Consider the following 20513-nt stretch of genomic DNA (forward strand, 5'->3'; position numbering starts at 1 on the left):
GATGGCAAAGATCACGCTCGACAATCTCGCGCATTCCTACCTTCCCAATCCCGCGTCCGAGGATGACTACGCGCTCAAGGAGTTGAACCACGACTGGGACGATGGCGCGGCCTATGCGCTGCTGGGGTCTTCCGGGTGCGGCAAGTCCACATTGCTGAACATCATCTCGGGGCTCTTGCATCCCAGCCAGGGGCGCATTCTGTTTGATGGTCAGGACGTCACCCACGCGCCCACGGCAGAGCGCAACATCGCGCAGGTGTTCCAGTTTCCGGTGGTCTACGACACAATGACGGTACGCGACAACCTAGCCTTTCCCCTGCGCAATCGCGGCAGGGATGAGGCCTATGTCGCGGAACGCGTTCAGGAAATTGCCCGGATGATCGGGATGGAGGACATGCTCAGCCGCAAGGCGCGCGGGCTGACGGCCGATGCCAAGCAGAAGATCAGCCTGGGTCGCGGCATGGTGCGCAAGGACGTGAACGCGCTGCTGTTCGACGAGCCGTTGACGGTGATTGACCCCCACATGAAATGGGAATTGCGCACCCAGTTGAAAAAGCTGCATCACGATTTCGGCCATACGATGATCTACGTCACGCATGACCAGACAGAGGCGCTGACCTTCGCCGACAAGGTCGTGGTGATGTATGACGGCCGTGTCGTGCAGATCGGAACACCCGAAGAACTGTTCGAAAGGCCCGAGCATACATTCGTGGGTTATTTCATCGGATCGCCGGGCATGAACGTGCTCCCGGCCCGCGTCGATGGCGATACGGCCTATATCGACGGATCCGGGGTGAAGCTGGCGGGGGGCTACGCGCCCCTTGATGGCAAGGTCGAGATCGGGGTGCGCCCGGAATTCGCGCGGCTCAGCCAGACGGACGGGTTGCCGGTACGGGTCCACCGCGTTGAGGATATCGGTCGGCACAAGATCATCCGCGCCGAGGTGTTGGGACATGACATCAATATTCTGGCGGATGAGGACGAACACGTCAGCGCGGATATGAACCGGGTCACGTTCGACGCAAGCCGTGTGAATGTCTACGCAAACGACTGGCGTGTCGCGCCCAAAGGGGAGGCCGCGTGATGCCGATGAAACATCGCGACACTCTTCTCGGGCCTGACCCGAGAACTCTTGCCGCGCACCGGGCGGCGTCACCTGACCCGTATCCTGCCCGGTCACCTATCAGCCAAACCAAAGCACGAACCGGGGGAGGGTTCGCCTGATGGAAAAGACAGTCAATCAAAAGGCGTGGTTCCTTGTTCTGCCGGTGCTTTTGCTGGTGGCCTTCTCGGCGGTGATCCCGTTGATGACGGTCGTCAACTATTCGGTTCAGGACACGTTCGGGAACAACCAGTTTTTCTGGGCGGGGTTGGAATGGTTCAGCGAGATGCTGGAATCGGACCGGATGTGGGACGCGCTTGGCCGTCAGTTGATGTTCTCTGGCATTATCCTTGCGATTGAGGTGCCCCTGGGCATTTTTGTAGCACTCAACATGCCGAAATCGGGCGTCTTGTCGTCGCTGTGCCTTGTGCTGATGTCGCTGCCGCTGCTCATTCCGTGGAACGTGGTCGGCACGATCTGGCAGATCTTCGGCCGCGTCGATATCGGCCTGCTGGGCTATACGCTGGATGCGTTGGGCATCGACTATAACTACACGCAGGACACGCTGGCCGCATGGATCACCATCGTCGTGATGGATGTCTGGCACTGGACCTCGCTGGTCGCGCTGCTGGCCTTTGCGGGCCTCAAATCCATCCCCGACGCCTATTACCAAGCTGCCAAGATTGATCAGGCATCGCGCTGGAAAGTGTTCCGCTACATCGAGCTGCCCAAGATGACGGGCGTGTTGATGATCGCCATCCTGCTGCGTTTCATGGACAGTTTCATGATCTACACAGAACCTTTCGTCGTCACCGGGGGCGGGCCGGGCAATGCAACCACGCTTCTGTCCATTGACCTTGTGAAAATGGCGCTTGGACAGTTTGACCTTGGACCTGCGGCGGCCTTCTCACTGATGTATTTCCTCGTGATCCTGCTGATCAGCTGGGTGTTCTACACCGTGATGACAACTCTTGATAAGCGGGAGAGCTGAGCCATGAGTGATGCAACAACCGACGCGCCTGTGACGTTCGCGACTAAAAAGCGCAAGGCGCGGATCAATTCCAGCGCCGTGGTCATGACGCTCTACCTGCTGTTCCTGCTGCTGCCGATCTACTGGCTGCTGAACATGAGCCTGAAGACCAATACCGAGATCCTGAACTCCTTCACGCTTTTCCCGCGTAATCTGACATTCGCCAATTACGCCACCATCCTGACGGATCCGGCGTGGTATCTGGGCTACGTCAATTCACTGATCTATGTAACGATGAACACGGTGATCAGCCTGGCGGTGGCGCTGCCTGCGGCCTATGCGTTTTCGCGCTATCACTTCATGGGCGACAAGCATCTGTTCTTCTGGTTGCTGACCAACCGTATGGCCCCGCCCGCCGTTTTCGCGCTGCCGTTCTTTCAGCTTTATTCCAGCGTCGGGCTGTTCGACACGCATATCGCCGTGGCGCTGGCGCATTGCCTGTTCAACGTCCCTCTGGCGGTGTGGATCCTCGAAGGGTTCATGCGCGGCGTGCCCAAGGAAATTGACGAGACGGCCTATCTGGACGGCTACGGTTTCGGGCGTTTCTTCGTGAAGATCTTTATGCCGCTGATCGCGTCGGGCATCGGCGTGGCCGCGTTCTTCTGCTTCATGTTCTCATGGGTCGAATTGCTGCTGAGCCGCACCCTGACAACCGTTGACGCAAAGCCGATTGCTGCCATCATGACCCGCACGCAAGGCGCGTCAGGCGTCGATTGGGGTGTGCTGGCGGCCGCAGGCATCCTGACCATCGTGCCGGGCGCTTTGGTGATCTACTTTGTCCGCAACTACATTGCGAAGGGCTTTGCCCTGGGGAGGGTCTAATGCAAAAGGCATTCGATGTTCGAATTCTCGAGCGGAGGAAGAAGAGTCCGCTTTATGCATCCTTGATCTGCTTGCTCACTGTGCAACCGGTCTTCGCTGACGAAAAGGCTGGCATTCTGTTCTCAGAGTTGCAGCGGCTCGACGGCTCTGAGTTTTCAGGCGAGGGTTTATTAAAGAAAGCGTTCATGCAGTTTGATGAAAGTGAAACTAACTATGTCCTGCAAATAGAAGACAGAAAATATCCGGTTAACTTAGACGACGGTAGAGGAAAGAGCCAACGGGCAGAACAGTGCCAGAAAGAAGAGTTTATTGGCCTGAACTCGACTTTAGGCTGTCCGATCACGTTTGACGCTGAATACACAGTAGGCGTTAACGATGCGTCAGTTGAAGTAGCACTGACCATCTGGAATGTCGTATTTCTGAACGACGACTAAAGGAGACAACTCATGGCATGGATGGCATGGACATGGCCGACGGCGATCTTCTTTATGGTCATCGCCTCGCTGCTCATTATCTTCACGGTGCTCGCGATCAAATTCCCCGAAACGCCCCGGACGGGCATTTTGCGGATTGAAACGACGCGCGGGGACAGGCTTTTCATAACGCTTCTGGGCTCGGCCTTCATCAATCTGGCCTGGCTCGGGATCGTCGGGGCGCATCAACCGTATGCCCTGATCGCGTGTCTTGTCTATGCTGCGGCGGTGTTTCGCTGGGTTTAGACACACGGCTTGTGACCGGGGATTGAGGAGACCCGGACATGAGACAACATATCCTCGAAACTGGTTTTAATTGGGAGGAAACCCATGAACTCGAAACTTAAATCAACCACGGCGGCGCTGCTGATCCTTGCGGGTCCGGCGTTTGCCGACATGGACGCGGCACGCGCGTTCCTGGATGAAGAGATCGGCGATATGTCGGTGCTTGACCGCGAAGGTCAGGAAGCCGAGATGCAGTGGTTCATCGACGCCGCAGCCCCGATGGCCGGCATGGACATCAAGGTGGTGTCGGAAACCATCACCACGCATGAATATGAAAGCCAGGTGCTGGCACCTGCCTTCACCGCGATCACCGGCATCAAGGTCACCCATGACCTGATCGGCGAAGGCGATGTTGTCGAAAAGCTTCAGACCCAGATGCAGTCCGGCGAGAATATCTATGACGGCTATATCAACGATTCGGACCTGATCGGCACCCACTGGCGCTATCAGCAGGCGCGCAACCTGACCGATTGGATGGCGGGCGAGGGCGCGGACGTGACCAACCCCGGTCTCGATCTGGACGACTATATCGGCACGTCCTTCACGACCGCGCCGGATGGCAACCTGTATCAACTGCCTGACCAGCAATTCGCGAACCTTTACTGGTTCCGCTATGACTGGTTCAACGACGAACAGAACAAGGCTGATTTCCAAGAGAAATACGGCTACGAGCTGGGCGTTCCGGTCAACTGGGCGGCCTATGAGGACATCGCGGAATTCTTCACCGGGCGGGACCTGTCGCGTCTGGGTGTCGAGGGCGAAGTCTTTGGCAATATGGACTACGGCAAGAAAGACCCGTCGCTGGGCTGGCGCTACACCGATGCGTGGCTGTCGATGGCCGGTGCCGGCTCCAAGGGCGAACCGAACGGTCTGCCGGTCGACGAGTGGGGTATCCGCGTCAACGAGAACTCGCAGCCCGTCGGTTCCTGTGTCGCGCGTGGTGGTGCAACCAACGGCCCCGCGGCGGTTTATGCAGTCTCCAAGGCGATCGAGTGGCTTGAAAAATACACGCCGCCTGCAGCCGCAGGCATGACCTTTGGCGAGGCCGGCCCGATCCCTGCACAGGGCAATATCGCCCAGCAGATGTTCTGGTACACCGCCTTCACCGCCGACACGGTCAAGCCCGGCCTGCCGGTGATGAACGAGGACGGCACGCCGAAATGGCGCATGGCCCCCTCGCCACACGGCGTCTATTGGGAAGAGGGCACCAAGATCGGCTATCAGGATGTGGGGTCCTGGACGCTGATGAAATCCACCCCGGTGGATCGTGCCAAGGCGGCCTGGCTCTATGCCCAGTTCGTGACCTCCAAGACCGTGGATGTGAAGAAAGCCCATGTCGGCCTGACCTTCATCCGCGAATCCACCATCCAGCACGACTCGTTCACCGAACGTGCCGACAAGCTGGGCGGTCTGGTGGAATTCTACCGCTCGCCTGCACGGGTTCAGTGGTCGCCCACCGGCACCAACGTGCCTGACTACCCCAAGCTGGCACAGCTGTGGTGGCAGAATATCGGTGACGCGATGTCGGGTGCCAAGACGGCTCAGGAAGCGCTTGATGCACTCTGCGCCGATCAGGAGCGTGTCATGGAACGTCTGGAGCGCGCAGGCGTTCAGGGCGACATCGGTCCCAAGCTGAACGAGGAAAAGGATCCTCAGGAATGGCTTGCGATGGAAGGCTCGCCCAAGGCGAAGCTGGAAAACGAGGACGAAGAGCCCAAGACCATCGCTTATGACGAGTTGATCAAGTCCTGGCAGTAAGTCTTGCATATCGGCCGGGGCCCTTTTGCGGGGCCTCGGCCACATCCGGACAAGAACCGAAACATTTCAAGAACCGCATGGCGGGCGCCTGTCTGATACGTCCCGGCGGAAGGTGAGGCTGGCCATGACCCATATTCTTGCAATCGATCAGGGCACGACTTCGACACGCGCGATCCTGTTCGACACATCGCTTTCGGTTGTCGCCTCGGCGCAGGAAGAATTCGAACAACATTTTCCGCATAGCGGCAGGGTCGAACATGACGCCTCGGACCTTTGGTCGACCACGGCCGCGACCTGTCGCTCGGTGATCGAAAAGGCCGGGCAGGGCACCGACCGGATTGCCGCCATCGGCATCACGAACCAGCGCGAAACCACGCTGGTCTGGGATCGCAAGACCGGCAAGCCGCTTTACAACGCCATCGTCTGGCAGGACCGCCGCACCTCGGATATGTGCAAGGCGCTGAAGGCCGACGGGTTTGAAGAGACGGTGACGGACCGCACCGGGTTGCTGCTCGATCCCTATTTTTCGGGCACTAAACTGGCCTGGATCCTTGAGAATGTCGACGGTGCGCGGGCGCGCGCCGAGGCTGGCGACCTGGCTTTCGGCACGGTTGACAGTTGGCTGGTCTGGAACCTGACGGGGGGCAAAGAGCATCTGACCGATGCCACCAACGCGGCCCGGACGATGCTGTACGACATCCGCAAAGGGCGTTGGTCCAGCTCGATCTGCGAACGGTTGGGCATACCGATGCCCATGCTGCCAGAGGTGCGCGATTGCGCCGCCGAATTTGGCGAAACCCGGCCTGATTTGTTCGGTCGCGCGATCCCGATCCGGGGCATTGCCGGCGATCAACAGGCCGCGACGGTCGGGCAGGCGTGTTTTGAGCCGGGCATGCTGAAATCCACCTATGGCACGGGGTGTTTCGCGCTGCTGAACACGGGTGACACGCCGGTGCGGTCGCAGAACCGGCTGCTGACGACGATCGCCTATCAGCTGGATGGCAAGCCGACCTATGCGCTTGAAGGGTCGATCTTTATTGCGGGTGCCGTGGTGCAATGGCTGCGCGACGGGCTGAAAATGATCCGCGACGCGGGTGAAACGCAGCCCATGGCGGAAAAATCCGACGCCTCGCAACAGGTTGTGCTGGTTCCCGCCTTCACCGGTCTGGGCGCGCCTTACTGGAACGCCGAATGTCGCGGCGCGATCTTTGGCCTCTCCCGCAATTCCGGACCCGAGGAACTGGCACGGGCCGCCCTTGAAAGTGTCGGGTTTCAGACCCGCGACCTGCTGGATGCGATGAAGGCCGACTGGTCCGAAACAGGTGCGAAGGCGGACGCCTCAACGCCCGCGCTGCGGGTCGATGGCGGGATGAGCGCGTCGGATTTCACCATGCAGTTCCTGTCCGACATCATCAATGCCCCGGTTGAACGGCCGCATGTGCTGGAGACCACCGCGATGGGGGCGGCTTGGTTGGCTGGCCGTCAGGCGGGACTTTTGCCGGATATGCAGGCCTTTGCCGAAAGCTGGGCAGCCGAAGCACGGTTTGACCCCAGCATGCCCGATGATAAGCGTGAGGAAAAATACGCCGCGTGGAAGCGCGCGGTTGAGGCAACCATCGGTTTTGCGTCCTGACTGACGGATCCGAAGTTTACCTGCAATAAAGGTCATTTATTGTCAGTGCTTTATCATGAATAGATGATGTTTTAAATTATCTTGATGCGCGCCATTTCGTCCATGCTTCCGGTGTATCCAGATCTGTCAGCGCTGCGCGGCCCGGCAGTGGCACAAGCATTATCCGATCACGCATTTTCTGCAAGATCGGACGCGCGCCACGGTCACCGCTGAGGGTTTTGAACAGAGACAGGCAGTCGGCAGGAAACAGAACAGGATGGCCGGGTTTGTCCAGCGATGATCCCTGAATGATCGCGTGAGGATTTCTACCGTAGTATTTGATAATACTGTCTAAATCGGAAATCTCTATGTCCGGCATATCGGCGGGCAAGATCAGCGCGCCGTCAATTCCGTCGGGCAAAGCCCTGGCCGCTGCGCGCAAGGACGCGGCCATTCCCTCTGCGGCATCCGGCACCGGGATGACCCGTAACGACAGATCGTCCAGCGCATTCGCACGCGGATGATCTAGATTGGGCAGCGTTACAAATACCGTATCCGACACAGCACAGGCGCGTTCTGCCATGATACGCAGCAACGGTTTGCCATCAACATCCTGCAACAGCTTGTCGGCCCCGCGCATGCGACGACTGGCACCGGCTGCGGGAATAATTACAGCTACTTTCATATGCGTCCGCCTACCTTCAGGGTTAAAGGGAACTGCTGCATCAAACGAGCGCTGACCGCGGGTTTGGATCGCTACTGTCGGCCTATCCGCGCCACGACTACAGTGGGATAGCACGAATGCGACCAACCAGCGCATATGGGTTCAGTAGCCGCCTGAAGCGCAAAAACCAAGGACGTTCCCCGCGATCCGGTCAAGTTATGTTTCTGACATCGGTGGTTCCCGCATTGACGCACCGGTCGCACGAGCTGTGGTTTTCATTTTGATCCCCACTAGGTATTCCGGAATGCGTGTCGACGGCATATGCTCGGGGTGGCAGATCGAAACACGACAATCGGTACGGCGGGCGCGTCGGGAAGGTAGATTTATGCTGAGTACGATCTTGCGGCGCGCGCGACAGATTTCACGGCGCCTGCATGTGCGGGTCATCCTGTTTGCGGTGCTCAACCTTGTGGCGCTGGCATTGGCCAAACTCATCTCGCCGATCGTGCCGGACTGGTTGGGCGACCGCATCGGTGCCGAGGCCGTGGACCCGATCCTCAGCATTATTGCCTCGTCCATGCTGGCCGTCACGACGTTTTCGCTGACGATCATGATGGCGGGATTGCATCGGGCTTCAAGCCAATGGACCCCGCGCAGCCATCTGATCCTGCGCGAAGATACGGTCACGCAATCTGTATTGTCGAATTTTCTGGGGGCGTATCTGTTTGCGCTGGTCGCAATCATCCTGCGCGCCGCGGACGTGTTCGACCATCGTGACATCGTGGTGCTGTTTGGAATGACGCTGGTTGTGGTGGCGCTGATTGTCGTATCTTTCATCCGCTGGATTTTGCATCTCGAGGGGCTTGGCAGCCTGCCGGAGACCGCGGAACAGATCGAAGACAAGGCAACCGATTCCCTGCAAAGGATTGCCAGCCATCCTTGCAAGGGGGCCAATCCCCTGACCGACCCCAACACGCAAATCCCGCAGGACGCGTTGATGATCACCGCCCCGCAACATGGCTATATTCCGCAACTGTTCGAGGAAGCGTTGCAGAAACTCGCCAGCGATAACGACCTTCGTATATATCTGGTGACATCCGTCGGGCGATACCTTCACAAGGGTGATCCGCTGGCGTTCGTTTCTACGCCGAGCGGCGCACTGGACGACGGCCTGAAAGACGACATCACCGAATGTGTCCAGATTTCAGACCTGCGCAGTTTCGAGCAGGACCCCGTATTCGGCGTCGCGGTCATGGCGGAAATCGCGACCAGAGCTTTGTCGCCAGGGATAAACGATCCGGGCACCGCCATTGACGTGGTCTACCGTCTTGGCCATCTGGTGTCGCTTGCAGCGCCACAAGGTGTCGACGTGCCGGAGGTGAAGTATGATCGGTTGTGGGTGCCGCCTCTGGATTTGGCAGAGTTGTTTAACACCAGTTTCGATCCGATCTGTCGATGCGCCGGGGACGCGGTCGAGGTGCACCTGGCCCTTCAGAACGCGCTAAGCGGTGTGATAACCCACGCGGCCCCTGAATTGTCAAAAGAGGCCTGGAAGATGGCGGATATCTGTCGGGCGCGCGCCGAAACGATGATCAGCTTTCCTGCGGATCTTGCGCGGCTGCGCGAGGTCGCGGTGACGCAGTCGGCGGATGTCGATTAGACTGCCGAGTTACACTTGGTTGTCAAATGCGGTCGCGGGGCCGTAACCTCTGTCAGACGATCCGCTAAAGGGGCCGGATTTTCAGCCGTGTCACCCGGTTGCCCTCGCGCCCGGTGACTTCAAAGCGGAAGCCGTGAAAGCTGAAGACCTGGCCGGTGCTGGGGATCATCTGCGCCTCGTGAATGACGAGCCCGGCAACGGTGTTGGCCTCGTCATCGGGCAGGGCCCAATCGGTGGCGCGGTTCAGGTCGCGGATCGTCATCGCCCCATCCACCCAGAAATGCCCGTCATCGGCGTGACGGACAGGGTGGTCGGCATCGGGATCAAATTCGTCTGTGATCTCGCCCACGATTTCTTCGAGGATGTCCTCCAGCGTGATAAGCCCTTTAAGCGAGCCGTATTCGTCAACCACCAGCGCAAAATGTGTGCGCCGCCGCAGGAACTGGCGCATCTGTTCGTCAAGGCTTGTGGTGTCGGGCACGAAATAGGGCTTCATCGCCACATCGGTGATCTTGAACGCCTCCAGTTTCATGGCGGCATCCGTTTCCCGGCCCGCGATCAGCATATACATGACGCGCAGCAGGTCCTTGGCATGGACCACACCGATGATGTTTTCCGGCTCGTTGCGGTAGACCGGCAGGCGCGTGTGGCTGCTTTCAAGACATTGCTCAAGGATCAGGTGCGGTTCGGCGTCGGCGTCAATCATCTCGATTCCCGAGCGGTGCAACATGATCTCCTCAACGGTACGGTCGCCCAGATCCAACGCGCCAAGAATGCGGTCACGATCTTCTTTTTCGACCACGCCCTCGGAATGACCAAGGTTCAGGGCACCTGCGATCTCTTCCCGCACGGCCAGAATGTGGCTGTCGGGATCGGTCTTCACGCCAAAAACACGCAACACGCCACGCACCAGCCAGCGTACAGCGGCTACTACGGGCGAAAAGACGAGGATCACCAGCCGGATAATGGGGGCCACCTTTGCGGCCGCGGTTTCGGCATTGGTGATGGCGTAGGTTTTGGGCAGCACTTCAGCAAAGATCAGAACCAGCAGGGTCATCACCAGAGTCGCGAGGGCCACACCGGATTCACCAAACGCCCGCGTGAACAAGGCCGTCGCCAAAGACGTGGCAAGGATGTTCACAAGGTTGTTGCCCAGCAGGACAGAGCCGATCAGCCGCTCATTGTCTTCGGTGATGGTCAGCGCGCTGACGGCCCCGCTTGACCCCTTGTCAGCCTGCGCGCGCAGTTTGCCGCGCGACGCTGCGGTCAGGGCGGTTTCGCTGCCTGAAAAGAAGGCTGACAGGATCAGCAGAAATATAATGGCCCCGGAGGTCATCCAGAATGCCGAGTCGAAGGTCGATAATGTCGCGGAGTCCATTCAGGGGCCCTTGGTTGGTGTCATTCCGCTTATGAGGCTGCGTTGGCCGTCATTCAAGAGCAAGCGGCCCGGTCGCAGAGCAGTCAGTGCGGTGGTCATGGTCAGCTACGGATCCTCGGTGACGGTATCATCGGCGTCCGCGTGCGGCCCGGCTGACTGCGTCAGCGGATGGTGCTCCAGAACCAGTTCGCGCAGCCGGTCTTCCAGCACATGTGTGTAGATCTCGGTGGTGGAGACATCGGCATGACCCAACAAGGTCTGGATCACACGCAGATCGGCACCTCCGGCGAGCAGATGCGTGGCAAAGGCGTGGCGCAGCGTGTGCGGCGTGACTTTCGCGGGGGAAACGCCGCCCGCAACCGCAATTTCCTTGAGCATGACGTAAAACGCATGGCGGGTCAGGTGGCCCGCCTTGCTATGCGACGGGAAAAGAAAGGGCGATACCGGTTTGCGCTCGGCTCTGGCGGCGTCTTGCAGCACATCAAGCGCGTTCAGCCAGTCGGTCAGCGCCACGCGGGCAGGGGGTGACAGGGGCACCATGCGTTCCTTGCCGCCCTTGCCACGAATCAACAACATCTGCGGGCGTCCGCGCGCGGCGGCAACCGGCAGCGATACCAGTTCTGTCACACGCATGCCGGTCGCATAAAGCAATTGCATCAGACATGTATTCCGCAACTGATCACCGGGGGTGCGGCCATGAGTTTGTGCGGCCTCCAGCAGGCGGTCGACCTCTTCATGGCTGAGCGTTTTGGGCAAGCGCGCATCGCGTCCCGGTCCGGTGATCTGAAGCGTTGGATTGTCCGTTCGCCAGCTTTCCTCGTAGGTGAACCGGTAAAGCTGCTTGATCGCTGAAAGCCGCCGGGCACGGGTGGATTTCGCCAATCCCTGCGCGTCGCAATGGGTCAGGTAGGCCTCGACTTCTGCGCGCATGGCCGTGGCAAGTGAGCCGCCCGCATCGGTCAGCCAATCGTGAAAATCGCCCAGATCGCGCGCGTAGGCCAGAAGGGTGTTATGTGCGGCCCCGCGTTCGGCGGCCTGTGCCTCAAGAAAAGCGGATATCCAGTTGCGATCGTTCATAACTGGCCCGGTCCCGCGAGCAAAAGTTGCAACGCGGCGCGTCGGGCGGCGTCTTCCAACCCGACGCTGCGCAGCACGATCAGCGCATCCGTCAAATCTCCGGGGTCGCCGCGCATTCCCTGACGCATCAACGCGGTGGTGCGCAGCAGGACTTCGCCCAGACGGTCATCGGCAAGCTGCTCTGCCAATGCATCGGGCAATGCGGCGTCCGGCGCGAACGCCGCTGCAATGGCATGGGCCGTGGCGTCCTGCTCGGGTGGCTCTGCGGTGTCCCCGCGCGCAATCGCGGCAGCAAAGGCAAAGGGGCTGTCCGCGGTCAGCTTCGCCGCCATCATTTCGTAGTCGGGCGAAAGCAATGCGGCTTGCGTCGCAAGATCCGCGGCACGGCCACTGAGCGGATATTTCATCAGGGATGCACCATAGAGCCGGGAAAAGGGCACAACCAGATCAGCGGCGAGCATCAGCGGCCAGACCCGTTCCAGCGCGGCGGAAATGGCTTGCGGATCGCGTGACGCCAGCGCCGTGTCAAAGCGTTGCAAGCCTTCGACGCGGTCCCAGATGCCACCCGACGCGGCGCGAAGCCGGTCAGTATAGATGCCCAGCATCCGGTTTTCCGAAATTGCGCCGACGCGCGCCAATCTCTCGGCGGCAGCAAGCTGGGCCTTCCAGCCCGCATCGCCATTCAGGTTCACCGTCGCGAATGGCCGGGGCAGCGTGGCCGTGGGCAGAGGTTCGCCCAAGGCCTCGAACAGACGAAACTCCAACGGCGTCGGGCGTACTGGCGGGGTCAGGGGGGCTAGTTCCTCGGCCAGTTCGGGATCAAGGAACCGTTCAAGCAGCGACGCCTCGCGCTGTGTCAGGGCGTCAATCGCGCGGGCGGTGCCCAGCGTCGTCATCGCCGTGCTCCAGTCGCTGTCACGCGCCGAACAAAAGATGCGTGCGCCGTAGCCGGGTGCCAGATGCGGCTTTGCTGCCAGTTGGGCACAGGCCGGGCCGGTTTGGCCGGTCAGCAATGACAGATCAAACCACAGGCTGAACAACACCGGCGTATCGCTTCCCGCCCGCTCGATCAGCGACATTGCAGGTTCCACCGCGCCCATATCCATCAACTTCGCCGTACGCGCCGCCAAAAGCTGCTCCCCGCTTCCCGCATCGGCTGGTGGATCGGCCTCGGCCAGCAAAAGCGTGAACAGGAGCGCGTTTATCGCCGGTAACCCATCTTCCGGCTGCGCTGCAATCAACTGCTCCAGCGTGTCGCTGCTTGACGCGACCCACATATCGGCCGGAAGTCCTGTCACGCTGGGCGGCAACAGGCCGACCGCGGCAAGGCTGGTCTGGTCCAAGGGCATCACCGACACGTCGGGCGACCGGGCAGACTGGCTGATTGGGGGCTCGATCTGCGGTTGCGGTCGCCGTTGCGCGCGCGGTGCCTGCTGCGCCACCGGTGACGGCACGTTCAGTTCCAGCCAGTCGATCGCCGACAAGGGTTCTTGTGCCGTGGCCGTGGTGGCGGTTAGCGCCGAAAGGATGGCCGCCGCCGTGCTATTTCGCATTCAACGTCACCGGTTCCCTGATCTCGCTTGCCGGAGCTGAGAAATCAGCGCCGAAAAACGGCCCGACATAGGCGTATGCCACCAATGCGATGGCACCCAGAACCAATAAATAAAATACCCATTTCAGAATGCGCCCCATGAAATATCCCTTTAGCCTGCCTGCCTGCTTGTTTTGCGGAACTTATAACTGGCCTTTTGCCCAAGATCACGTCATTCAGACCTGCAAATTGAAAAATGGCGGCGGATGGCCGAAAACGGCAACGAATGACAGCCAAGTTGAAGAAAACAGTTGTCCTGGTGGGCATGATGGGCGCGGGCAAATCCGCGGTGGGCAAGGCGCTTGCCGCATCGTTGGGTGTGCCGTTCATCGATTCGGACGAGGAAATCGAAAAAGCGGCCAATATGACTATTGCCGAGATTTTCGCGCGTGACGGCGAGCCTTTTTTCAGGCGCAAGGAAAGCCAGGTTATCGAACGTCTTCTGGGAAACCAGACCGGCATTCTGTCAACGGGGGGCGGGGCTTTTCTGGACCAGGCCAATCGCAAGATGATCTCTGACCGGGGTGTGTCGGTCTGGCTGGATGCCGAGCTTTCGCTGCTGTGGCAGCGCGTGCGGCACAAGGACAGTCGTCCGTTGCTGCGATCCCCCGATCCGCGCGGCACTCTGGCCGCGATTTACGAGGCGCGTGTGCCGATCTATGCACAGGCCGACCTTTCCGTGAAGGCGGACCCTGCCTATTCGATTGAAACCATGGCCGCGAAGGTCCGGTGCGCGCTGCGCGCGCGTCCCGATGTCCTGGAGGATGAGCAATGAGCGAGACTGTGCATGTCGATCTGGGGGAACGGGCCTATGACATCCGCATCGGTGACGGGCTGCTTGCCCGTGCCGGCGTTGAGATTGCGCCATTCCTGCACCGCCCGCGTGTGGCGATTGTCACAGACCGCAATGTCGCCGCCCTGCATTTGAGCGCGCTGCGCGATGCGCTGACGGCGGAAGGAATCGAAAGCGTTGCGCTGGAACTGCCGCCCGGCGAGGCGACGAAATGCTGGACCGAATTGCAGAATGTGGTCGAATGGCTGCTGGCCCAGAAGATCGAGCGGCGTGATGTGGTGATTGCCCTGGGCGGTGGCGTGATCGGCGATCTTGCGGGCTTTGCCGCAGCCATTCTGCGGCGCGGTGTGCGTTTCGTGCAAATCCCGACCTCGCTTCTGGCGCAGGTCGACAGTTCCGTGGGTGGCAAGACCGGGATCAACTCGGTCGCGGGCAAGAATCTGGTGGGCGCGTTCCATCAGCCGGCGCTGGTTCTGGCGGATATCGGCGTGCTGGCCACGCTGCCACGCCGCGACCTGCTGGCGGGTTACGGCGAGGTGGTCAAATACGGACTTCTTGGGGACGCGAATTTCTTTGCCTGGCTTGAAGTGAACGGACCGCTTCTATCGTCCGGTGAAATGGAGGCCCGCGCCAATGCTGTTCGGCGGTCTTGCGAAATGAAGGCCGAGATTGTCGTGCGCGACGAGACAGAGCAGGGCGACCGCGCATTGTTGAACCTTGGCCACACGTTCTGTCATGCGCTGGAGGCCACGACTGGCTATTCCGACCGATTGCTGCACGGCGAGGGTGTGGCGATCGGCTGTGCGCTGGCATTCGAGCTTTCGGCGCGTCTGGGACTGTGTGCGCAGGAAGTCCCCAGCCGGGTGCGGGCGCATCTCAAGGACATGGGCATGAAGGTCGACCTGACCGACATTCCCGGCGAGTTGCCTGGGCCGGAGGTTTTGTTGGAGCTGATGGGGCAGGACAAGAAAGTGCTGGACGGGAGACTGCGCTTCGTTCTGGCGCGCGGAATTGGGCAGTCTTTCGTGACGTCGGATGTGCCGCCGGATGCCGTACTGTCAGTCTTGCGCGACAGCGCGGGCTGATCCATGCAAAAGGCACCGGGCTGGAACCCGACGCCTTTGGTCTTCATGAATTTCTGAAAAGTCAGACGCTGACCATCCCGGTCTCGCGGGATTGGGCGCGGTCGAGGCTCCATGCGCCGGGGCCGGTAAAGACAAAAAGCAGGAACACGAAGCAGAACAGGACGGCCGCATCGCCACCATTATTGGCGGGAAAAAAGCTGTTGCCGGAATGGACCATGAAATAGGCCACCGCCATCATGCCTGACGTCACGAAGGCGGCCGCGCGGGTGAACAGCCCCACAAGGATCAGCGCGCCGCCCACCAGTTCAATCGGACCCGCCCACCACATCAATGTGAACAATTCGGGCGAAAACTCTGCTGCCGGGAAGCCAAAGAGTTTCTGGGTGCCGTGCTGGATGAACAGCAGGGCGGCCATGATGCGCAGGATCGCAAACATCTTGGGTGCGTGGTTGGACAAGGTCTGGATCATCTGGGTCTCCGTAAATGTCGATGTGTTTGTCTGAGCGTGACCTAGTCCGACACCATCAGTTTGGATACGCATATACCCGCGCAACGCCTCTGCGATTATGCACAGCGGCGGCAGAGGATTTGCGACATGCGCACAGCCTCGGCGAGGCCAGCGCGAGATGCAAGACCCCGGGTCGCAAGAGCGCCCGGGGTGGGGTGAGCATCTTGCACCCGTTGTTTGCGATAAGGCGGATCGGAGCTTTGGGTTTATTGAGCGAGAAGTACCGGGCCCTTGTCGGCGCAGGCCATCGTGGTTTGGGTGCCAATCTCAAGTGGGGCGTCGACGTCGTCTTGCACGGCGAAGACTTGGCCGAAAGCGCCGGTCAGCGTGTATTCCATGCGCACGCCAACATAGGTCGCCTTTGCCACAGTGGCTGGTATCCCGTCCGGCGCGCCGATCACAAGCCGGGAGGGCCGAACAGCGAGGGTGGCAGGACCGGGCGGCAACCCGCGCGCCGCGAGGCTGTGACGGTAGCCGTCGATCTCGATCGTCGCCATGTCGCCGGTAACCGAGATGATCTGGCAGGGCAGCAGGTTCGCCTCGCCAATGAAATCCGCAACGAAGCGGTCATTGGGCGCATCGTAAAGCTGCCGCGGCGTGCCGATCTGCGCGATGGCGGCGTTGCGCATCACCACAATCTCGTCCGAGACGGCCAGCGCCTCTTCCTGATCGTGGGTGACATAGACAACGGTGAGACCGAGATCCTTCTGGATCGCGCGGATGTCCTCGCGGACCTGTCGGCGCAGCTTTGCATCCAGGTTGGACAGCGGTTCGTCGAACAGCAGAACCTGCGGCTCCAGCACAAGCGCGCGTGCGACGGCGACGCGTTGCTGCTGACCGCCCGAAAGTTCCGACGGGAGGCGGGCGTCAAATCCCTTGAGCCCGACAAGATCGAGGCCGTGCAGCGCACGGCTGCGGGATTCCTCTTTGCCGAATCCCGAGAAGGTCAGACCGTACATCACGTTCTCCAGCACAGTCATATGCGGAAAAAGCGCGTAAGACTGAAACACCATCGACACATCGCGGTCGGTGGCGGGCAGCTTGGTCACGTCCTGATCGCCGATGGTGATCCTGCCCGAACTGGCCATTTCCAGTCCCGCGATCATCCGCAGCGTGGTGGTCTTGCCGCAGCCCGAGGGGCCAAGCAGCGTGACGAGTTTGCCCGCCTCCACATGCAGGTCGATATTGTCGACGGCCACCACATCCTTGCCGAACAATTTGGACACGCCGTGGAATTGCACCGGCGCGGCCTTGGAGCCGAGGATCTTGTTCGTCATAGGGCTTTCTCCGTTCCATGCTGCGTGCGTCGGCCGATTTTCACCCGGCCCACAAGAAGTTGCAGCAGCCCCACCGCTGCCAGCATCACGAAGATCAGTGTCGTGGAATAGGCAATCGCAAGGCCGTAGTCGTTGTTCTCCACCCGTCCGATGATGTAGCTGGTGGCCATGTCATATTCGGCGGATACAAGGAAGATCACCGCCGAGATCGCCGTCATGGCGCGGACGAAACTGTAGACCAGCGCGGCGAGGATCGCCGGACGCAGAAGCGGCAGGATCACACGGCGGAAGGTCTGCCAGCTGTTGGCACCAAGGGTAAGCGAGGATTCGTCAAGGCTCCGGTCAAGTTGCGACATGCTGGCAATCCCGGCGCGGACGCCGACGGGCATGTTGCGAAAGACAAAGCTGATGACAAGGATGACGCCGGTGCCGGTGATCTCTATCGGGGGCACGTTGAAGGCAAGGATATAGCTGACGCCGATCACGGTGCCGGGGATGGCAAAGCTAAGCATGGTGCCGAACTCGAACGCGTCCTTTCCAGCGAAACTCTGACGGGTCAGCAGATAAGCGGCAATCAGGCCGACCGCAGCCGTCAGCGGTGCCGCAATCGCCGCGATCATGATCGTCGTCCAGAAACTGTCCCATGCCGATCCGGTCCAGTGTATCCCGTGCTCGTTCATGCCGATTGCGAAGGCGGTGACGTAATGTTTCAGCGTCAGCGAATTGTCGACGCCCCAAAGCTCTACCACGCTGCCATACAGGATCATGGCGTAGACGATGATCGTGAACAGCGCCCAGCCAAACGCGACGCCCATGACAGGTATCGCAAGGTCATTCGGCATCAACGGATGGACGCCCGCATCGCCCTTGCCGGTGACGGTGGTGTAGCTTTTCTTGCCCAGCCAGGCGCGCTGCGCATAAAACGCCGAGAGGGTGAAGAACAGCAGCACCATGGCCAGCACGGCGGCGCGGCCCTGATCGTATTGCGCGCCGACGATGGCAAAGAAGATCTCGGTCGACAGCACGTCGAAATTGCCGCCCAGAACCAGCGGATTGCCGAAATCGGCCATGGATTCGATGAACCCCAGCAGGAACGCATTGGCCAGACCGGGCCGCATCAGCGGAAGCGAGACTGTGCGAAACACCTGCCACTTGTTGGCGCGCAGCGTCTGCGCGGCTTCCTCCATCGAGGGTGAGACGCCTTCGACAACACCGATCAGGACGAGAAATGCGATGGGGGTGAAGGCAAGCGTCTGCGCGATCAGCACGCCGGGCATCCCATACAGCCAGCGCGTCGGCTGAATGCCGAACAGATCGGACACGAATTGCGTGACCGATCCGGACAGACCGAACAGCAGGATCAGGGCAAGACCAATCACGAATGGCGGCGTGATGATCGGCAGAACCGTCAGCGCCCGCAACACGCGCTTGTAGCGAAACCCCGAGCGGGTCACGACCAGCGCGAAGGCAAGACCAAGAAGCGTGGTCAGGAACGCCACGGCGATGGCGAGGAACAGCGAATTCCACGCCGCACCACAGCGCGCACCCCACAGGCACCCAAGGCCCCAAAGCCGATTGTCGAAGAATTTCGCGAAGAAGACTGCAATGGAATAGGCACCGTCCTCGGTCACGAAGGCGGCAAACAGCATCTTGGCAATCGGGAAGAAGACAAAGGCGGTGACAATGGCGATGATGCCGCCGATAGCGCCGACGACGAAAACATCGCCGTTGATCGCGCCACGCGCGGCGATGCCTTGGGTCAGAAGAAACAGAAAGGCCAAGGCGCAGATCATGGCACCGTAGCCCATGCCGAACTGGCGATCCCCCAACTCTCCGAACAGCGCGGTCAGCCAGTCATAGGCAAAGCCGCGCAACCCGATGCCAAAGCCCTGCGCGATCAGCCAGCCGAACCCAAGCGTGCCGGCAAGGATAAGCACGCGGGCATAGACCGGATCGGATTTCCTGCGGCCCAAGGCCAGAAAGGGCAGCGCAAGGGCAATGACCAGAGGCGCAAGCCACAGCTTTTCACCCTGCGCGATCAGGAACGCGGCCGGCGCGTAATCCGTGTCGAACGGATAGCCGTCCAGCAGCCATTCAAACGACCACAGCCCATCCTCGACCATATACCATGGCAGCAGGCAGAACCCGACCCACCCGGCAATGATCCAGAAGATCAGAACCGGCTGAGTGGTCTTTTTAGCAGCGTCGTTACGCACTTACTGGGGCAGGGTCGATACTTCTTCGTCCCACTTCTGCAACAGCCGTTTCCGCTCGTCCGACGATCCGTATGTCTTGAAATCATAGTCGATCAGCTTGATCGTCGACATATCGGGTGCCTTGTCCGACGTTTTGGCACCCGTGTTGGAGGGAACCTGAAAGGCGTTGACCTCAAGTGCGAGGTTCTGCGCCTCGGCGCTCAACGCCCAGTCGTAGAATTTCTTGGCCTCTTCCATGTTGCGCGCGCCTTTGACGATCGACATCGAGCCGATCTCATAACCGGTGCCCTCGCAAGGTGCCACGACCTTGACCGGGAAGCCCGCGACCGCCTGTGCCACCGCGTCATGCATGAAGACGATGCCGATGGTGGTCTCGCCTCGGCCCGCCGCCTTGATCGGTGCTGAGCCGGATTTGGTGTACTGGTTGATATTCTTGTGCAGGCCCTTCATGTACTCAAAGCCTTCATCCTCGCCGAAGATCTGCACCATGGACGCAAGCGTTGTGTAGGCCGTGCCAGAGGAGTTGGGGTTCGCCATCTGGACATGGCCCTTGTATTCCGGCTTCAGCAGATCCTTCCAGCAAGCCGGTTCCGGCAGATCGTTTGCCGCCAGCAAATCGGTGTTGTAACCGTAGCCCAAAGCGCCCGAATATATGCCGATGGTGCGGTTTCCGGCGCTTTCGGCCTGCGAAATGGCCCAATCGTGAAGTTGCTCGCGCATTGGTGACAGATATTCCTCTGTCAGGCCTTCCTCGGCAGCCTGAAGATGCGGATCACCCGTGCCGCCCCACCAGACATCGCCTTTGGGGTTCGCTTCCTCGGCGCGAAGTTGTGCAAATGTCTCGCCCGAGGATTTGCGCGTCATGTTGACGTCGATGCCGGTTGCTTCCTCGAAACTGCGGGCCATCAACTGGCACCATTCTTCCTGCGCAGAGCAATAGAATGTCAGCTTGTCCGCATAGGACGCCGAGACAGACGCGCTGAGCGCGATCAGGGACCCCGCAAATGTGGCCGTGAGCTTTTTCATGTTTTTCCTCCCAAGTGATTGTCAGGCACCGGTTGACCCGGCTTCGTATTTTCAGGGGTTCAGGATCGCATAACCAACCGCGAACCCGTCCTGAATTTTTGTAAGTTCACATCGAGAGGATCATTCGTGATTGGAGTTTGCAACAAAAATAAAATT

19 protein-coding genes are annotated in these 20513 nt (G+C 60.1%); 10 read left to right on the forward strand and 9 right to left on the reverse strand.

Annotated elements, in window-relative coordinates:
* Position 1: 1 nt before the first annotated feature.
* The 7 genes from ACN0WV_RS02610 to glpK all read left to right on the forward strand — a co-directional run bounded on the left by ACN0WV_RS02610 (position 2) and on the right by glpK (position 7103).
* The gene (locus tag ACN0WV_RS02610; RefSeq protein WP_417603592.1) at positions 2-1084 is read left to right on the forward strand and encodes an ABC transporter ATP-binding protein; all 1083 of its coding nucleotides are present in this window, start codon (positions 2-4) and stop codon (positions 1082-1084) included.
* A 139-nt stretch (positions 1085-1223) separates the two neighbouring features.
* Positions 1224-2093, forward strand: a complete 870-nt coding sequence (locus ACN0WV_RS02615) for a carbohydrate ABC transporter permease (RefSeq protein ID WP_417603594.1) — start codon at positions 1224-1226, stop codon at positions 2091-2093.
* 3 nt (positions 2094-2096) lie between these two features.
* Positions 2097-2954, forward strand: coding sequence for a carbohydrate ABC transporter permease (locus ACN0WV_RS02620; RefSeq protein ID WP_417603596.1), 858 nt, complete (start codon positions 2097-2099; stop codon positions 2952-2954).
* Positions 2954-3388, forward strand: coding sequence for a hypothetical protein (locus tag ACN0WV_RS02625; protein ID WP_417603598.1), 435 nt, complete (start codon positions 2954-2956; stop codon positions 3386-3388). The genes ACN0WV_RS02620 and ACN0WV_RS02625 overlap by 1 nt, the downstream gene beginning before the upstream one ends.
* Positions 3389-3400: 12 nt before the next feature.
* Positions 3401-3673: a DUF2160 domain-containing protein gene (locus ACN0WV_RS02630; RefSeq protein ID WP_417603600.1), complete on the forward strand. Its 273-nt coding sequence runs from the start codon at positions 3401-3403 to the stop codon at positions 3671-3673.
* An 84-nt stretch (positions 3674-3757) separates the two neighbouring features.
* Positions 3758-5470 (forward strand): ABC transporter substrate-binding protein, encoded by a 1713-nt coding sequence (locus ACN0WV_RS02635; RefSeq protein WP_417603602.1) that lies wholly within the window; start codon positions 3758-3760, stop codon positions 5468-5470.
* A gap of 124 nt (positions 5471-5594) precedes the next feature.
* The gene (gene glpK / locus ACN0WV_RS02640; protein WP_417603604.1) at positions 5595-7103 is read left to right on the forward strand and encodes a glycerol kinase GlpK; all 1509 of its coding nucleotides are present in this window, start codon (positions 5595-5597) and stop codon (positions 7101-7103) included.
* Between the two features lie 76 nt (positions 7104-7179).
* Here glpK and ACN0WV_RS02645 read toward each other — a convergent pair whose 3' ends face one another.
* The gene (locus ACN0WV_RS02645; protein ID WP_417603606.1) at positions 7180-7767 is read right to left on the reverse strand and encodes a nucleotidyltransferase family protein; all 588 of its coding nucleotides are present in this window, start codon (positions 7765-7767) and stop codon (positions 7180-7182) included.
* 364 nt (positions 7768-8131) lie between these two features.
* Between ACN0WV_RS02645 and ACN0WV_RS02650 the strand changes: the two genes are divergently transcribed.
* Entirely contained in the window at positions 8132-9406 is a 1275-nt protein-coding gene (locus ACN0WV_RS02650) for a DUF2254 domain-containing protein (protein ID WP_417603608.1), read from the forward strand.
* A gap of 64 nt (positions 9407-9470) precedes the next feature.
* On the opposite strand, the gene ACN0WV_RS02655 is transcribed toward ACN0WV_RS02650, so the two are convergent.
* From ACN0WV_RS02655 to ACN0WV_RS02670, 4 genes are all read right to left on the reverse strand, one after another.
* Complete coding sequence (locus ACN0WV_RS02655; protein ID WP_084349984.1) at positions 9471-10784, reverse strand: HlyC/CorC family transporter; 1314 nt, start codon at positions 10782-10784, stop codon at positions 9471-9473.
* Between the two features lie 105 nt (positions 10785-10889).
* Complete coding sequence (locus ACN0WV_RS02660) at positions 10890-11861, reverse strand: site-specific tyrosine recombinase XerD (protein ID WP_084349985.1); 972 nt, start codon at positions 11859-11861, stop codon at positions 10890-10892.
* Positions 11858-13414 (reverse strand): hypothetical protein, encoded by a 1557-nt coding sequence (locus ACN0WV_RS02665; RefSeq protein WP_417603611.1) that lies wholly within the window; start codon positions 13412-13414, stop codon positions 11858-11860. The genes ACN0WV_RS02660 and ACN0WV_RS02665 overlap by 4 nt, the downstream gene beginning before the upstream one ends.
* Positions 13404-13553: a hypothetical protein gene (locus tag ACN0WV_RS02670; RefSeq protein WP_179141402.1), complete on the reverse strand. Its 150-nt coding sequence runs from the start codon at positions 13551-13553 to the stop codon at positions 13404-13406. Before ACN0WV_RS02670 ends, ACN0WV_RS02665 begins: the two co-directional genes overlap by 11 nt.
* A gap of 95 nt (positions 13554-13648) precedes the next feature.
* On the opposite strand from ACN0WV_RS02670, the gene ACN0WV_RS02675 reads away from it, so the two are divergent.
* Together ACN0WV_RS02675 and aroB are read left to right on the forward strand one after the other, a co-directional pair.
* A complete protein-coding gene (locus tag ACN0WV_RS02675) occupies positions 13649-14227 on the forward strand; it encodes a shikimate kinase (protein ID WP_084349987.1) in 579 nt (192 codons plus the stop codon).
* The gene (gene aroB, locus ACN0WV_RS02680; protein WP_417603613.1) at positions 14224-15330 is read left to right on the forward strand and encodes a 3-dehydroquinate synthase; all 1107 of its coding nucleotides are present in this window, start codon (positions 14224-14226) and stop codon (positions 15328-15330) included. The genes ACN0WV_RS02675 and aroB overlap by 4 nt, the downstream gene beginning before the upstream one ends.
* A gap of 61 nt (positions 15331-15391) precedes the next feature.
* Here the strand turns inward: aroB and ACN0WV_RS02685 are convergent, their stop codons facing one another.
* The 4 genes from ACN0WV_RS02685 to ACN0WV_RS02700 all read right to left on the reverse strand — a co-directional run bounded on the left by ACN0WV_RS02685 (position 15392) and on the right by ACN0WV_RS02700 (position 20357).
* Complete coding sequence (locus ACN0WV_RS02685; protein ID WP_417603615.1) at positions 15392-15799, reverse strand: DoxX family protein; 408 nt, start codon at positions 15797-15799, stop codon at positions 15392-15394.
* Between the two features lie 245 nt (positions 15800-16044).
* Complete coding sequence (locus ACN0WV_RS02690) at positions 16045-17115, reverse strand: ABC transporter ATP-binding protein (RefSeq protein WP_417603617.1); 1071 nt, start codon at positions 17113-17115, stop codon at positions 16045-16047.
* Positions 17112-19331: an ABC transporter permease gene (locus ACN0WV_RS02695; protein ID WP_417603619.1), complete on the reverse strand. Its 2220-nt coding sequence runs from the start codon at positions 19329-19331 to the stop codon at positions 17112-17114. Before ACN0WV_RS02695 ends, ACN0WV_RS02690 begins: the two co-directional genes overlap by 4 nt.
* The gene (locus tag ACN0WV_RS02700; RefSeq protein ID WP_084349992.1) at positions 19332-20357 is read right to left on the reverse strand and encodes an ABC transporter substrate-binding protein; all 1026 of its coding nucleotides are present in this window, start codon (positions 20355-20357) and stop codon (positions 19332-19334) included.
* Positions 20358-20513 lie beyond the last annotated feature (156 nt).

Source organism: Primorskyibacter flagellatus (genome assembly GCF_048268605.1).
Classification (GTDB): domain Bacteria; phylum Pseudomonadota; class Alphaproteobacteria; order Rhodobacterales; family Rhodobacteraceae; genus Primorskyibacter; species Primorskyibacter flagellatus.